The following is a 15,015-nucleotide window of genomic DNA, read 5'->3' on the forward strand; positions in this document are numbered from 1 at the left end:
TCGACCCAAGGAAAGATCATCGCCTTCGATCTTTGGGTGATTTCAAAGACATATACACACATGGTAATCAGCGCTGTTGAATTTTCAGATGATCATTAGAGAGATGAAGAAGTAGGTTTTCCACAAATAAAAAACGGCCTGCAATGCAGGCCGTCTTGTAAATGTCATAAGTCAGTTCAGTGTTTCCACAGAGCGTTAACTCATTTCGTCAACTGAGTTAGTCACGTAGGTAGATCAACCAGTACCACATACCAACAAAGATACCGCCGCCAATGATGTTACCGATGGTAACGGGCAGCAAGTTGTTCATCAGAAAGTCCATCATGTTCAGATCAACATAGTCCGCAGGATTAGCGCCCGTCATTGTCCAAAATTCAGCTGGAGCAAATGTTTTGATGCCGATAGCTAAAGGCACTTGGAACATATTTGCAATACAGTGCTCAAAACCAGCCGATACGAACATCGCTACAGGTAAAATCATTACCGCAATTTTGTCAGTCAGAGTACGTCCACTAAACGTCATCCATACCGCGATACAAACTAATACATTACACATGATGCCGAGCGCGATAGCTTGGATAAAATCATGGTGCATCTTATGTTGAGAGATCGCCATTGCATTCAAACCCACTTGGCCGTGGTCGAACATGTACTGTTTGGTCAGTAACATACAAGCCACCAGTAGCAATGCGCCAATCAAGTTACCTACATAAACCGTAGCCCAGTTCTTAACGAGCGTGCGCCAAGTAATCTTGCCACTTGCACGAGCAACCAGAGTCAGCACCGAACTGGTAAATAGCTCACCACCGGTAACAACAACGAGAATTAAGCCCAAGCTAAATGCAAGACCACCTAATAAGCGAGTAATACCCCACGGCAAATCACCAGCACCAGTCGTTACGATGGTGTAAAACACAAACGCAATACCGATATGTATGCCAGCGGAAATCGCTAGGAGAAAAGATTTGATTGGATCTTTGGTTGCTTTACCTACGCCAATATCTGCAGCGCGCTCAGCCATTTGTGGCGGTAATAATGAGTCAAATTGGTTTAGATTCATGATGATTTACATTTTGAAACATGTCGTCGGGAGCGCGATAATCCTCTCTTTCATTTCTGAATTCAAGAGCTATTTTAGGCACAAAATAGCTCTCACAGCCTTGTTGAAAGCAAATAGTCCGAGTTATTCCAAATTCATACGACTTTAGTAGTAAAAAGAAAACTCTGCTGAATGATTAGTTATCAGCATAGAAAATAACACACCTATAAATATCAACAAGTTACGTTAAAACCAAAAGAATAACGTACACTAAAATGGCTCACAGAGCGCTTTTATTTCTAGATTTTGATATAGATCAACAGAACGTAAAAAAGCGCCCTAAGGCGCTTTTAACTCAATCACAAATAAAGAAATTAATGATGCTAAACCGAAGGTTCAATCACTTCTTCTGATGATTGTTCTAGGATTGAATCCTCTAGAGTAGATTCAACAGCCGGAGACATCACACCAGAGTCACTTTCGTTGGCAACTTTGCCACCTAAGCTTTTCAAACTATCCACTAACTCTTCTAAGCTTTTAATGTGAGCATCACTCTTGGTAATCTGCTCACCGAGCAACTCACTGTGCTTGGTTGCTTCAGACAGTTGCTGCGCTTGCTTCTGGTTTTCAGACTCCAGCTTAGCCAATTGCTCAGTCAAAGTTTCAATCTCTGACTTTAAAAGCCCTGTCATATCAGAGCTTTTTAACGCTTTAATACTCGCTACAATCTTTTGAGATTGCTGACGTAACCCAACATCACGGTAATCTTCATCATTGACGATTTGTGAAATACTCAGTAGTTGGTTCTCTGCATTCAAAACCGACTGTTCGAACTTGTCGCCTTTTACACTCGCCAGCACTTTGACTTCATGAGCGACACTGCGCACGTGGTTCAATTCAAACTCTGCAGCGTGAACCGCATCTTCAATGATCGACTTTTCACGAGGGCTGGCTTTCACTTGGCTTTCGGCCAACGCAATTTGAGATGCTGCCTTAGCAAAGGTCAGCGGAGCAACATCATCAAAATCTTCATCTTCCAAGAACTCTAATTCGTTCTTCAAAGGTTCGATGTATTTCTTATGCGCCACTTTAACTTCTAGTAAGCGAGCATTGTTAAGAAATTCCACCTGCGCTTCTTGAGCGTCTTCAAGCTCATCGACCAGCACATACTCGAACAACTCGCTATATTCTGAATACAAACGTTTGTAGCTCGAGGTAAACATGGTATCTGCGCCAAGAAACTTCAGGTAATCCATTTGGACAATCGAATCCGCGAGTACTCGATCAGCCTTCTTCTTTAACACTAAGATCGAGTCATAGTTTGATTTGATCAAAGCGATTTTTTCATCGAAGGCTTCAGCGTAAGTTAGGCTCGAAAAAATGGAGTAACTCTTGGTTATCCGAGTTTCGTCTTTAAGTAAGTCCGCATAAATGCTTTCAGCATCATCCCATGCGTCTAATAGTTCATTGTAATTCTCTGGTGCATAGAGAGACAATTGAGCATGGTCTTCAAGCTTAACTTCCCATTCGGAGTAAACGCTTTGGACAGACTGAAATGAACGGACCTCTATTGTCGATTCATTATTGTTGTTTGTGGTTTGGTTCGCGTCTGTCTGCTCTGAGGGTGTGCTTTGACAACCTGAGATAGCAAATAGCATACTGATCGTTAATGCTACTTTGTTCGCTCTCACTTATGCATATCCTTTTTATACAATATTCGCTCAATGCAAATTATTTCTAGTCACAATATATTACAACCACTTAGCAATAAACATCACTGATGATTTAAGTGGGTGCAAATCACCCAATATAACCAAAATAAACTCATCACTCGATGATTAATCAATCAATTTGGTATCACTTATCAATTCTCTTTATTTGCTATTGCCTGAGCCGAGAATGCGCACTAAGGTGAAGGTAGAGAACGTTATGAATATATAGGTTAATTATGAAGTACAACGCTGAACATATTGCTGATTTAAACCTCCTTCTTCAATTTGATGTAAGTAGTGCAGCTACTGGAATTAAAGTCCATCAAGAGGCAACTCAAGAAACTCAAGACGCTGTTAAGCGCCTATTCGAAAAAAACCTTTGTACTCAGCCAGACGGCGGTTACCTAACAGATGAAGGTATCGAGATGGCAGAGCGCGCAGACAAGCTTCTTCGCGTACTAAACTAAAGCTCCATTGTTCTAGTAAAAACTCCACTTGCTTCGGCCGTGGAGTTTTTTCATTTTTGGGCAAAGCTTTGTTAGGCTTATTGTAAATTCGTCATTTGCAGTTGTGAGGAACACATGGCTTCTATATTTATTGTCGGTGCAGGATGGGTAGGTGCACCTTTATCTGAACATTTAGAAAAACATGGTAACCGAGTAGTGGTCACGAAAACGACCCAAGCGGGAGCAGATGCCATTGGTAGCGAACAAATTCCATGTGAAGTGTTTAGCTTTGATTCATCCGATCCACAACAGACTATCGGGCGACTCTATTCATTGTTACTCGAAAACAACACTGAAATTGTGATTGGCAGCTTCCCTCCTGGCTTTAGAAAAGGAGCAGGACAAGAGTATGCCGACTACTGGCAGCAACTCACCAATGCATGCCAAAAGGCCAACATTAAAAAGCTCATTATGGTTAGTTCAACTACGGTATACCCAACTAAGCCGGGTGTGCTGAACGAGCTGGATGCATCACTCCCCCTTTCGACCTCAGATAACGAGCACGCGTCTTTATTTTCCGATAACGCACGAATCATGCTGCAAGCTGAACAGTCAGTGATTGATTCCGGTATCGACTACACCATTCTTCGCTTTAGTGGCTTAATCGGCCCAAGCCGTCACCCATCACGCTTCGCAAGCAAGTTAAAACAAGTCAGTACTCAAGCTCCAGCCAACATGCTGCACCTTGATGATGCAATTGGTGCTGTCGATTTCGCTATCAGTCAACTGCACAATGAAATAGTTAACGTGACCACACCAAATACAGTCAGTAAGGCGGAGTTTTATGCCGCGGCACTGAAAAGCGCCAACAGCAGTGAGCCTCTGCCCGCTGTTGTTGATACCCCAGACAAGTTAATCTCTTCGAAGAAGATTCTCGACTTAGGTTATTCATTTAAATTCGAATCCACACTGGACGCACTTCATGACTGAACAATCTATTGCTAACAAAAATCCCAACATAAAACTGCATCGCTCAGTCGACACCCTTTGGAACTTTATGTCGATGGGTCACAAGGTTACGCCTTCCGACTGTATCTTTGTATTGTGTAGCAACGATACTCGCGTAGCTGAATATGCAGCCGAGCTTTATCACCAACAGATCGCGCCTTACATCGTTTTTTCTGGCGGTGTGGGGCGCTTTACCGAAAGAAGCTTTGAACGCTCAGAAGCAGAAACATTCGCTTCTATCGCACGGGATTGTGGCGTGCCTGACTCTGACATTATCATAGAGAAACACGCAACAAATACTGGGGAAAATGTACGATTCACTCATGAGTTGCTGACAGAAAAAGGGTTATCGCCGAAGAGGCTAACCTTAGTTCAGAAGCCCTTCATGGAGAAACGTACCTACGCAACCTTCAGTAAACAATGGCCTGACGAAACTTCCGAGATTACCGTGACGTCGCGATGGCAAACTTGGGATGATTACTTTAACGAAGAGTTGCCGTTAGATATGGTGTTAGGCGCATTAATTGCTGATTACGAGCGAATCAAATCCTACCCAGAGAAAGGCTTTCAGATTGAGATGCCGATCCCCGACGACGTTGACCACGCCTATCAAGCATTGAAGAAGCTCGGTTTCGAATAAGCAAAAGTTAGACTTTGAACAAAGTAAAAGCTCGGCAGGAAATAAAACAAAAGCTCGGCAGGAAATAAAACAAAAGCTCGGCTTAGAAGAAAGCAAAACACAGGCCCAATAAACAAAAACGGTGACACTTGGTCACCGTTTTTCGTTCTTTCGCGTTAGCAAATAGAGCTGCTTATTTACCTAACGCTTCTTTGTAGTGCAGACGGCAAACAGAAACGTATTTGTCGTTACCGCCAATAGCCACTTGGTCGCCCTCAGCAATCGCCACACCGTGCTCGTCGGTACGAATTACCATGTTCGCTTTACGGCCACAGTGACAAATTGTTTTAAGCTCAACAAGTTTATCTGCCCAAGACAGTAAGTAACGGCTACCTTCAAACAGTTCACCCAGGAAATCGGTACGTAGGCCGTAACAAAGTACAGGGATGTGCAGCTTATCAACCACTTCTGTTAATTGGTACACCTGCTCCTTCGATAAAAATTGGCACTCATCGATCAAAACACAATGACGCTTTTCTTCCCCATTGAGCTTTTTGATCGCATCAAACATGTTGGTGTCATTTTTAAACAGCTGAGCTTCAGATTGCAGACCAATTCGTGAGCTCACTTTACCGATACCATAACGGTCGTCCAACGCTGCCGTAAAGATCACTGGCGTCATGCCGCGCTCTTGGTAGTTGAATGAAGATTGAAGAAGCGTTGTTGATTTACCCGCATTCATTGCCGAGTAATAAAAATACATCTGAGCCACAGAAATATTCCTGTTAATTAAAAGTTGAAGATAGAAAAGGTGAAAATAGAGAATTCGTGCTAGAAAAAAGGGCTGAAAATCAGCCCTTTTTATAAGATTTACTTACGACGCCAAGTCGTGCCTTCTGGGCCATCTTCCAGAACAATACCCAACTCATTTAGCTTATCACGTGCAAGATCGGCGTTTGCCCAATCCTTTGAAGCACGAGAGTCGTTACGCAGTTTGATCAACGCTTCGATTTCAGCCACTTCGTCGTCGTTACCTGCCGCATCACCTTGTAGGAAGGCTTCTGGCTCTTGATGAAGAATACCGATGATGTCTGCTAGTTCACGCATCAATGCACCAAGTCCGCTTGCTTTTTCAATGCTTTCAGGCTTGATACGGTTGATTTCACGAGCCATTTCAAACAGTACTGAATAAGCTTCAGGTGTGTTGAAATCATCGTTCATCGCAGTAGAGAATCGAGTCACGTACTCTTCGCCACCAGCAGGAGCTGCTGTAAGGTCTAGGCCACGAAGTGACGTGTATAGACGCTCTAGTGATGCGCGAGCTTGGTTTAGGTTATCTTCGCTGTAGTTTAGCTGGCTACGGTAGTGACCAGACATTAGGAAGTAACGTACCGTTTCAGCATCGTAATGTGCTAGAACGTCACGGATAGTGAAGAAGTTACCTAGTGACTTAGACATCTTCTCTTTGTCTACCATCACCATACCACTGTGCATCCAAGTATTTACATACTGAGTGCCATGCGCGCAGCAAGACTGTGCGATTTCGTTTTCGTGGTGAGGGAACTGCAGGTCTGAACCACCACCGTGGATATCGAAGTGGTTACCAAGAATAGACGAGTTCATTGCTGAACATTCGATGTGCCAACCTGGACGACCCTGGCCCCATGGCGATTCCCATGTAGGTTCACCTGGTTTAGACATCTTCCAAAGAACGAAGTCTAATGGGCTACGTTTTGCAGATTCAACATCAACGCGAGCACCCGCTTGAAGTTGATCAAGGTCTTGCTTAGAAAGCTTGCCGTATTCGTCGAATTTCTTTACTTCGAACATCACGTCGCCGTTGCTTGCAACGTAAGCGAAACCACGTTCAATCAACTTTTCAACAAGCTCAATGATTTCAGTGATGTATTCTGTCGCACGAGGCTCAACATCTGGACGCTTCATGTTCAATGCATCAAAGTCAGCGTGCATCTCACCGATTAAACGCTCAGTCAGAGAGTCACAAGACTCACCGTTTTCGTTAGCGCGTTTGATGATTTTGTCATCGATATCTGTGATGTTACGAACGAAATTCAAATCGTAACCAAGGTAACGAAGGTAACGAGTTACTACGTCGAAAGAAACGAACGTACGACCATGACCAATATGACAGAGATCGTATATGGTTACCCCACAGACATACATGCCGACTTTGCCAGCTGTAATTGGTTTGAATTCCTCTTTCTGTCTTGTGAGCGTGTTATATATCTTCAGCATGATCTCTATCTATTTTATGGATTAATCAAAATAAGCTCGCAGTATAACAAGTCATACCTTAATAGGTAATCCCTAAAAGCAGGAATTATACCAATCACGGTAAGTAGATGGTCATAAATAGCGCAGAAAAAATGCTTGAGAACAAGGAAGCTCTTTTCGACAAAAAGTTTCGATAAGTAGTTATTCTACATTTAAAATTTCTAACGACGTTATCAAGTGTTTTAACAAGCTAGGATGGCCAGTTATTTACTACGATTGGTATTACCTCAAACATCCGAGTTAAGTTAATGATTTGGTGATTTGAAAGTCTGCCAACATGCGCTAGAATTCGAACTTCATATTAAAAAGACAGTAAGGTAACAATCATGATCATCCTTCACACAAATTTTGGTGATATCAAAGTTCAACTTAACGAAGAAAAAGCACCAGAAACAAGCGCAAACTTTCTACAGTATTGCCGTGACGGTTTCTACGACAACACACTATTCCACCGTGTTATCGATGGTTTCATGATTCAAGGCGGCGGCATGACTTCTGGCCTTAAAGAAAAGGCAACTCGTGCAACGATCAAGAACGAAGCAAACAACGGTCTAGCGAACAAAGTTGGTACGCTAGCAATGGCTCGTACTATGGAACCGCATTCAGCCAGCTCTCAGTTCTTCATCAACGTTAACGACAACTCTTTCCTAAACTTCCGTAGCGAAAGCCTAGACGGTTGGGGCTACTGTGTATTCGCAGAAGTTGTTGAAGGCATGGACATCGTAAACAAGATTAAAGGTGTTAGCACTGGTTCTATGGGTATGCACCAAGATGTACCTCTAGAAGAAGTGATCATCACTGGTACTACAATCGAAGCTTAATTCATCGCTTTCGGTTAGTATTGATGAGCCGATAAAATCAGGATATAGGGAGCGAATCGCTCCCTTTTTTTAGACCTATGAAAACATATTTTATATCAGATCTGCACCTTTCTCCGTCACGAGAAGACATCACAGACTGCTTCTTAACCTTTATGAAGAAAGAAGCCGTAGAAGCGGATGCACTTTACGTATTAGGTGACCTTTTCGAATTCTGGATTGGTGACGATGATAAGAGTGAATTCGCGACTTCTATCCGCCAAGCGTTTATCGACTTAGTGAAAACCGGCGTGCCTTGTTACTTTACTCAAGGGAACCGCGACTTCTTAGTCGGCAAAAAATTTGCTAAGCAAACGGGCGTACAACTTCTCGACGAAGTTTCTACGATCGATATCTACGGGCAAAAAGCGGTAGTATTGCATGGAGACACTCTATGTACTGAAGATGTAAAGTACCTCGCCTTTCGCGAAAAAGTGCATCAGCCATGGTTACAATGGGTCTTCAACCGAATTCCATTTTTCATCAAGAAGAAAATTGTTTCAAAGGTTCAATCAGATATCAAAGATGACAAGCAGACCAAGTCTCTCGACATCATGGATGTGACACAGCAAGAAGTCGAAGATGTGATGGAACGAAACAATGTCGAACTGATGATCCACGGCCATACTCACCGCCCAGACATCCATACATTTAATGCTAACAATTGCACTAAAACCCGTATCGTACTTGGCGATTGGTATACGCAAGGCTCAGTGCTGGTGTTCACGCCGCAAAGTTTTGAACTACAGAATCGAGCGTTTAGCAATAGCTTTTAACATCACGCTTAAACTTTCACTTTGATTATTATTGTCGGTCAGACTTTCTTAGAAAGTGTATGGTAATTTCTAGTGAATTAGCTATTATCTCTCTACCAGAAATAAACCGAACACAGTACCAAGTTGAAATATTCATACGTAGCGCGTCAACCAATACTCGACACAGGCAAGAAAACCATAGGTTACGAGTTGCTATTCAGGGATGGTCCTAAGAACACTTTCCCTGAAGTAGAGCCGGAGCTCGCTACTAGCCGTTTGCTTTCCGATCACTTCTTATCGACCCACTATAATACGTTGGGTGATAAGCTTGGGTTCGTGAACTTCCCATATGCAAGCCTAATCAACTTAGTCCCTACTCTGTTCCCCAAAGAAAGCCTCGTTGTTGAGGTTCTTGAAGACTGCGAACCAACAGACGAATTACTTGAAGCAATCAAAACCATCTTTGACGCGGGTTATACCATTGCGCTAGACGACTTTGTGCCAAGTAAAGCTTGGAAGCGCTTCTTACCCTACGTTTCAATTATCAAGTTCGATATCCGTTTGACGCCAATTGCCAAAGCAGCGATGTTTATGAACTCTCTCAAAGGGCTAGATATCAAGTTCCTTGCTGAGAAAGTAGAAACGTACGAAGAATACCAAGAAGCGAAAAAAGCAGGCTTCACTTACTTTCAAGGTTATTTCTTTAGCAAGCCAGAGATGATCCAAACGCGTGCGCTCAACCCGGCATTCCTGACGACCGTTCAGCTGTTAAAAGAGATTGCGCACGACCCTATCGACTTTGGTGAAGTAGAGCGTTTGATTACGCTCGATGTGACCATGTCGTATAAGCTACTTACCTACGTAAACTCCGCTGGCGGTTCACCAACAACGATTCGTTCATTCCGCCAAGCGCTTATTTACCTTGGTGAACAAAAGCTGCGTAAGTTCGTTTCACTTGTGGCGATCGCATCAGCGAAAGAAGACAAGCCGGACTCACTCTACGGTTTAGCGGTATTACGCGCGCGTCAATGTGAGCTCTTAGTCGAGAAGATGAATGTGAAGGTTGAGCCAGGACAAGCCTTTTTGACCGGTATGTTCTCGCTACTGGATTCACTGTTTGACCAACCGTTGAAGCAAGTACTGGACTCAGTGCCAATCGACGATGAGATTAAACAGGCCCTTATCCAACGTAAAGGCGTGTTAGGTGCGATTTTGGCCATGGTTATTGCTTATGAACAAGCCCGATGGGACGAAGCAACGCGCATTCGTAAACTTCTCAAGCTCAGTGAGGCTCAACTAGGCCAAGCTTACGATGAAGCAACGACTTGGGCACAAGAGCTATTGTCTCCAGCCTTGAAATAGTAAACTTCGCGCTAACACTTTGATAATTTCAATAACTTCAACAGAAACCAAACTTTGGTGAGCGATCGTTTCTTGGTAAACTCCCACGCATTCACTTATGGCCTCTTAATAGAGGCCATTTTTACAGGATCTGACTATGTCTTTATGCCCATGCGGTAGCAAAAATACTTACCAACAGTGCTGTGAATCAGCGCACCTTCACCACAGTGCTGTTGAAACGCCTGAACAGTTGATGCGCTCTCGTTATTCAGCGCACGTGTTGGGTTTAGTTGACTATGTTGTTGCGACTTACCACCCTAGCTGCAACGCAGAAGCGCAAAGAGAAGGTATTGCCGAATCTATCAACGGTGATTGGGCAGGACTAGAAGTCATCGATACTGCGGTAGGCTCGCACCAAGACGAAGGCTTTGTTGAGTTTAAAGCTTACTTCAATGAAGAAGGCGCACAATACTGCATGCAAGAACGCTCTCGCTTTATACGTGAAGACGGTCTTTGGTACTACATTGATGGTACCTTCCCAGAGCAGGAACAAACTACACAACCAGAAATTGACCCACGCTTAAATCAAACCGTTGAGAGCTTTAAAATCGGCCGTAATGATCCGTGTATTTGTGGCAGTGGTAAGAAATACAAGAAGTGCTGCGGGTAACTCGTTCGACTAAGAAGTCAGATTAAGAGAAGAGATTCCTGATGTCGCTTAGGCTCCTCGGAATGACGCAAAGTCAGAGGTTAGAAAAGTGACGTAGGGCTTTGAAATCTTGAAATCTTGAAATCTTGAAATCTTGAAATCTTGAAATCTTGAAATCTTGAAATCTTGAAATCTTGAAATCTTGAAAATTAAAAAACTAAAAAGCCCCGTAAACATTTTTGTTTGCGGGGCTTTTGTCTGTCTTTTACGCGGTTCTATTAATCTAAAGAGAGCTTACTTATGACGCTCTTTCAGCTTGTTTACCACATCATCCATCGATAAGCCTTGGTCTTGAAGAAGAACCATTAGGTGGTAAATCAAATCTGCTGATTCACACACTAACTCCGCCTTATCGCCCGACGTCGCCGCAAGCGCGACTTCAACGCCTTCTTCGCCCACTTTTTGCGAAATACGCTTGGTGCCACGGGCATATAGACTGGCAGTATAAGAAGATTCAGGATCGGCGTCCTTGCGGGCAGCCAATAGCTGCTCAAGCTGATGAAGCCACACCATCTGAGACTCTTCTTGCTTGTCTCCATCCCAACACGTTGTTGTACCTGTGTGGCACGTTGGACCAATGGGATTAACTTTAACCAGTAAGGTGTCGCTGTCACAGTCCAAGGCGATGTTTTGCAGTTGCAATACATTGCCCGACGTTTCACCTTTCGTCCAAAGACGCTCTTTTGTGCGAGAGAAAAACGTCACATTGCCAGTTTCACCCGTTTTCTCAAGTGCGGCTGGGTTCATGTATCCCATCATTAGCACTTGGCTTGACTGGTAATCTTGAACAATCGCTGGCACTAAGCCATCTACTTTTTCCCAGTTAATACGCTCTGACAATGCGCCTACTTCTGTTTTTGATAAGCTTACGGGTTCAAAACTCATAGTCGCACCTCTACATCTTGTTGTTTTAAATACTGTTTAAGTTCACCAATATTGATGACTTGTTTGTGGAATACCGAAGCCGCAAGTGCTCCATCCACGTTGGTCTTTTTATAAGCTTCAGCAAAGTGCTCCATTGCACCAGCGCCACCAGAGGCAATCAATGGCACATTACACACTTCACGCACCATGTTTAACTGATCGATATCATAGCCGTTACGAACGCCATCTTGGTTCATCATGTTTAACACAATCTCACCTGCGCCACGCTTCTGTACTTCCTGCACCCAATCTTTGGTTTCCCATTTGGTTGCTTTAGTACGCGCTTCATCGCCTGTAAATTGGTAAACCTGATATTTACCGGTTTCTTTGTCGAAGTATGAATCGATACCGACAACGATACACTGAACGCCAAACTTATCAGCAAGGTCAGTAATCAGCTGTGGATTAGCCAATGCCGGTGAGTTGATTGACACTTTATCCGCACCAAACTCAAGAATGCGCGCTGCATCTTCTGCTGATTTAATACCACCAGCGACACAGAAAGGGATATCGATCACTTCAGCTACGCGTTTCACCCAGCTTTTATCGACCACACGGCCATCACTTGATGCGGTGATGTCATAAAATACCAATTCATCGGCGCCCTCTTCTGCATAGCGTTGTGCTAGCGGAACGATGTCACCAATAATTTCGTGGTTACGGAACTGAACGCCCTTAACCACTTGTCCGTCACGGACATCCAAACAAGGGATTATTCGCTTTGCCAACATGCAAATGCCTCCTCTGCGGTAAACTTGCCATCAAGTAGCGCACGACCCACAATCACACCCGCAACACCGCTGCCTTTAAGCGCTTCGATATCAGCTAGGCTGCCAATGCCGCCCGATGATTGGAATTGCACTTGTGGGTACTGCTTACAAAGATCAACATAGAGCTCTACGTTTGATCCTTCTAGCGTGCCGTCACGTGAAATATCGGTACACAGCACGTGTTTAAGGCCAACCGTGAGGTAGTCTTCAATCAGCGCTTCAATAGTCACACCTGAATCTTCTTGCCAACCTGAAATCGCCACTTTACGTGTGCCGCTTTCATCAATGTTGATGTCTAGAGCCAGCACGATTTTTTCCGCGCCATACTTCTCCATCCAACCTTTCACCAACTCAGGTTGCTTAACGGCTGTAGAACCAACCACAACGCGCTGTGCGCCAGCTTCTAGCAGATCAACGACATCTTGTTCGTTACGCACGCCACCACCAATCTGGATGTTCGCAGGCGTGCTAGCAAGGAGCTTAGCAATCAAGTCTAACTGACGAGCCGTTGTGTCTTTTGCGCCCGTTAAGTCAACAAGGTGCAGCCAGCCAGCGCCAGCTTGGTGGTACAGATTAAACTGCTCTGCTGGGTCTACTTTGTATTCTGTTACTTGCCCGTAGTCTCCTTGGAATAAGCGAACTACTTGGCCTTCAATTAAATCTAACGCGGGAATAATCATTTACATTCCTTATATGGCAACGTTAGCCGCTGCCTAATCCTTATTACAATTCCAAGAAGTTCTGAATCAGCTTAGAGCCAGCTTTCGAAGATCGCTCTGGGTGGAACTGAACACCATAATAATTGCCACTTTGAACCGCCGCAGTGAACGGATTACCGTAATCACATTGTGCGATTGTGTAGTCGCCCACTGGCATTGCGAAGCTATGAACAAAGTAGAAGTATTCGCCTTCTTCAATGTCTTTAAATAGCGGGTGATTAGGCGTTGCTGTTACTGTGTTCCAACCCATGTGTGGTAATGGTAAGTCGCCCGTTTCAAGTAAACGAACTTCGCCATCACACAAACCTAGGCATTCAACTAACTCATCAGCCTTTTGACCTTTCTCTTGAGACAGTTTGCCTAACAGCTGCATACCTAAACAGATACCCAGCAGAGGCTTCTCAACTTGCTTGACAAGGGTAACAAGGTCACGCTCTTGCAGGTTCTTCATTGCCTCACTTGCTGTACCTACACCGGGTAGGAATAGCTTGTCGGCAGCAAGAACAACTTCTGGTTCTTTTGAAATTTCAACTGCGTAGCCCAGACGTTCAATCGCAAACTTCACCGATGAAACGTTGGCACAACCAGTATCAATAATAACGACTTTTTGCTCTTTCATACCGAACCCTTACAGAACGCCTTTGCTGCTTGGTAACTCGTTACCTTCAACTTTGATTGCTTGGCGAAGAGTACGGCCAAACGCTTTGAACAGGCTCTCAATGATGTGGTGATCATTATTGCCATCAGAAGAAAGGTGTAGCGTACAAGCCAATGTATCAGTTAGAGAACGGAAGAAGTGAACCACCATCTCGGTTGAAAGATCACCCACTTGCTCACGGCTGAACTTAGCATCGAACTTCAGGTATGGACGACCAGAAAGGTCTAACGCACACTGAGCCAAACACTCATCCATTGGTAGGCTGAAACCAAAACGGCCAATACCACGTTTGTCGCCTAGTGCATCTTTCAATGCTTGGCCTAAAGCCAGAGCGGTATCTTCGACTGTGTGGTGATCATCAATGTGCAGGTCGCCCTTCACAGTCAGGTTCATTTGGAAACCACCGTGTGTCGCGATTTGATCAAGCATGTGGTCGAAGAAACCCATGCCGGTATCGATCTTGTTGCCACCGGTTTCATCAAGGTTTACTGCAACCTTGATATCGGTTTCTTTAGTAGTACGAACTACTTCAGCAATACGCGCATTAACCGTCAGATCTTTAACGATTTGTGGCCAGTTAAGCGTGCCTTCAGTTTCCGCATCCGGGCCATATTGAATACCGCGGATAGCCATGTTCTCTGCCAGTTGAAGATCCGTCATTCGGTCGCCAATCACAACAGAGTGTTGGAAATCGACTTTACCGCCTTGTAGGTACTCTTTAACCATACCCAGTTTAGGCTTACGGCAAGAGCAGTTGTCTTCGTCAAAGTGAGGGCAAATAAGCACGTCGTCAAACTTAACGCCTTGAGATTCGAAGAACTCCATCATCATATTGTGTGGTGCATCGAAATCTTCTTGTGGGTAGCTATCGGTACCTAGACCATCTTGGTTAGTCACCATCACTAGACGGTAACCAGCGTCTTGCAGTGCAAGTAGGCTAGGAATTACTCGCGGTTCGAATTTTAGCTTGTCTAAACGATCTACTTGAAAGTCAACTGGCGGCTCTACAATTAAGGTGCCGTCACGGTCTATAAAAAGTATTTTCTGTTGTTTACTCACTTGAACTTCCTTTTAATTTTAAATCTGGTGGCCTAGCTAAAATCAAACGCTAACCCAAAATATTGGTTTCACTTGCCAATCTGCGATTAATCAACTCAAACTGG

At 44.1% G+C, this 15,015-nt stretch carries 16 protein-coding genes; 7 read left to right on the plus strand and 9 right to left on the minus strand.

The annotated features are described in order from the left end of the window. Window positions 1-217 precede the first annotated feature (217 nt). A complete protein-coding gene (gene focA / locus F0229_RS02690) occupies window positions 218-1,060 on the minus strand; it encodes a formate transporter FocA (protein ID WP_048614492.1) in 843 nt (280 codons plus the stop codon). 362 nt (window positions 1,061-1,422) lie between these two features. Continuing rightward, window positions 1,423-2,730 carry an ATPase gene (locus F0229_RS02695; protein ID WP_171732185.1) on the minus strand — a complete coding sequence of 436 codons (1,308 nt, stop codon included), beginning with the start codon at window positions 2,728-2,730 and terminating at the stop codon, window positions 1,423-1,425. A 257-nt stretch (window positions 2,731-2,987) separates the two neighbouring features. Here F0229_RS02695 and F0229_RS02700 point away from each other — a divergent pair, with 257 nt between their 5' ends. From F0229_RS02700 to F0229_RS02710, 3 genes are all read left to right on the plus strand, one after another. Next, window positions 2,988-3,218, plus strand: a complete 231-nt coding sequence (locus F0229_RS02700; protein WP_171732186.1) for a TIGR02647 family protein — start codon at window positions 2,988-2,990, stop codon at window positions 3,216-3,218. Between the two features lie 114 nt (window positions 3,219-3,332). Then, window positions 3,333-4,187: an NAD(P)H-binding protein gene (locus F0229_RS02705; RefSeq protein WP_017060279.1), complete on the plus strand. Its 855-nt coding sequence runs from the start codon at window positions 3,333-3,335 to the stop codon at window positions 4,185-4,187. Further along, window positions 4,180-4,845: a YdcF family protein gene (locus F0229_RS02710; protein WP_032545711.1), complete on the plus strand. Its 666-nt coding sequence runs from the start codon at window positions 4,180-4,182 to the stop codon at window positions 4,843-4,845. The genes F0229_RS02705 and F0229_RS02710 overlap by 8 nt, the downstream gene beginning before the upstream one ends. A gap of 172 nt (window positions 4,846-5,017) precedes the next feature. Here the strand turns inward: F0229_RS02710 and F0229_RS02715 are convergent, their stop codons facing one another. Together F0229_RS02715 and cysS are read right to left on the minus strand one after the other, a co-directional pair. Next, the gene (locus tag F0229_RS02715; RefSeq protein WP_171732187.1) at window positions 5,018-5,596 is read right to left on the minus strand and encodes a thymidine kinase; all 579 of its coding nucleotides are present in this window, start codon (window positions 5,594-5,596) and stop codon (window positions 5,018-5,020) included. 98 nt (window positions 5,597-5,694) lie between these two features. Then, complete coding sequence (gene cysS, locus F0229_RS02720; protein ID WP_171732188.1) at window positions 5,695-7,080, minus strand: cysteine--tRNA ligase; 1,386 nt, start codon at window positions 7,078-7,080, stop codon at window positions 5,695-5,697. A gap of 365 nt (window positions 7,081-7,445) precedes the next feature. Here cysS and F0229_RS02725 point away from each other — a divergent pair, with 365 nt between their 5' ends. From F0229_RS02725 to F0229_RS02740, 4 genes are all read left to right on the plus strand, one after another. Then, entirely contained in the window at window positions 7,446-7,940 is a 495-nt protein-coding gene (locus F0229_RS02725; protein WP_017060275.1) for a peptidylprolyl isomerase, read from the plus strand. Between the two features lie 77 nt (window positions 7,941-8,017). Beyond that, window positions 8,018-8,752 carry a UDP-2,3-diacylglucosamine diphosphatase gene (gene lpxH, locus F0229_RS02730; RefSeq protein WP_171732189.1) on the plus strand — a complete coding sequence of 245 codons (735 nt, stop codon included), beginning with the start codon at window positions 8,018-8,020 and terminating at the stop codon, window positions 8,750-8,752. Between the two features lie 123 nt (window positions 8,753-8,875). Further along, window positions 8,876-10,093 carry an EAL and HDOD domain-containing protein gene (locus F0229_RS02735; protein WP_029235300.1) on the plus strand — a complete coding sequence of 406 codons (1,218 nt, stop codon included), beginning with the start codon at window positions 8,876-8,878 and terminating at the stop codon, window positions 10,091-10,093. Between the two features lie 136 nt (window positions 10,094-10,229). Continuing rightward, the gene (locus F0229_RS02740; RefSeq protein ID WP_171732190.1) at window positions 10,230-10,742 is read left to right on the plus strand and encodes a YchJ family protein; all 513 of its coding nucleotides are present in this window, start codon (window positions 10,230-10,232) and stop codon (window positions 10,740-10,742) included. Between the two features lie 273 nt (window positions 10,743-11,015). Here the strand turns inward: F0229_RS02740 and hisIE are convergent, their stop codons facing one another. Genes hisIE through hisB form a run of 5 tightly spaced genes read right to left on the minus strand, consistent with a single transcriptional unit; the run spans window position 11,016 to window position 14,911 of the window. Next, on the minus strand, window positions 11,016-11,666 hold the full coding sequence (gene hisIE, locus F0229_RS02745; protein WP_017060271.1) for a bifunctional phosphoribosyl-AMP cyclohydrolase/phosphoribosyl-ATP diphosphatase HisIE: 651 nt from the start codon (window positions 11,664-11,666) through the stop codon (window positions 11,016-11,018). Next, window positions 11,663-12,436: an imidazole glycerol phosphate synthase subunit HisF gene (gene hisF, locus F0229_RS02750; RefSeq protein ID WP_017060270.1), complete on the minus strand. Its 774-nt coding sequence runs from the start codon at window positions 12,434-12,436 to the stop codon at window positions 11,663-11,665. Before hisF ends, hisIE begins: the two co-directional genes overlap by 4 nt. Then, window positions 12,418-13,155, minus strand: coding sequence for a 1-(5-phosphoribosyl)-5-[(5-phosphoribosylamino)methylideneamino]imidazole-4-carboxamide isomerase (gene hisA, locus F0229_RS02755; RefSeq protein WP_012604374.1), 738 nt, complete (start codon window positions 13,153-13,155; stop codon window positions 12,418-12,420). Before hisA ends, hisF begins: the two co-directional genes overlap by 19 nt. 43 nt (window positions 13,156-13,198) lie before the next feature. Continuing rightward, window positions 13,199-13,813 (minus strand): imidazole glycerol phosphate synthase subunit HisH, encoded by a 615-nt coding sequence (hisH, locus tag F0229_RS02760; protein ID WP_017060268.1) that lies wholly within the window; start codon window positions 13,811-13,813, stop codon window positions 13,199-13,201. 9 nt (window positions 13,814-13,822) lie between these two features. Then, window positions 13,823-14,911 (minus strand): bifunctional histidinol-phosphatase/imidazoleglycerol-phosphate dehydratase HisB, encoded by a 1,089-nt coding sequence (hisB, locus tag F0229_RS02765; RefSeq protein WP_017060267.1) that lies wholly within the window; start codon window positions 14,909-14,911, stop codon window positions 13,823-13,825. Window positions 14,912-15,015 lie beyond the last annotated feature (104 nt).

The organism is Vibrio sp. AIC-3 (genome assembly GCF_013114515.1).
In the GTDB taxonomy this organism is placed as follows: domain Bacteria; phylum Pseudomonadota; class Gammaproteobacteria; order Enterobacterales; family Vibrionaceae; genus Vibrio; species Vibrio crassostreae_C.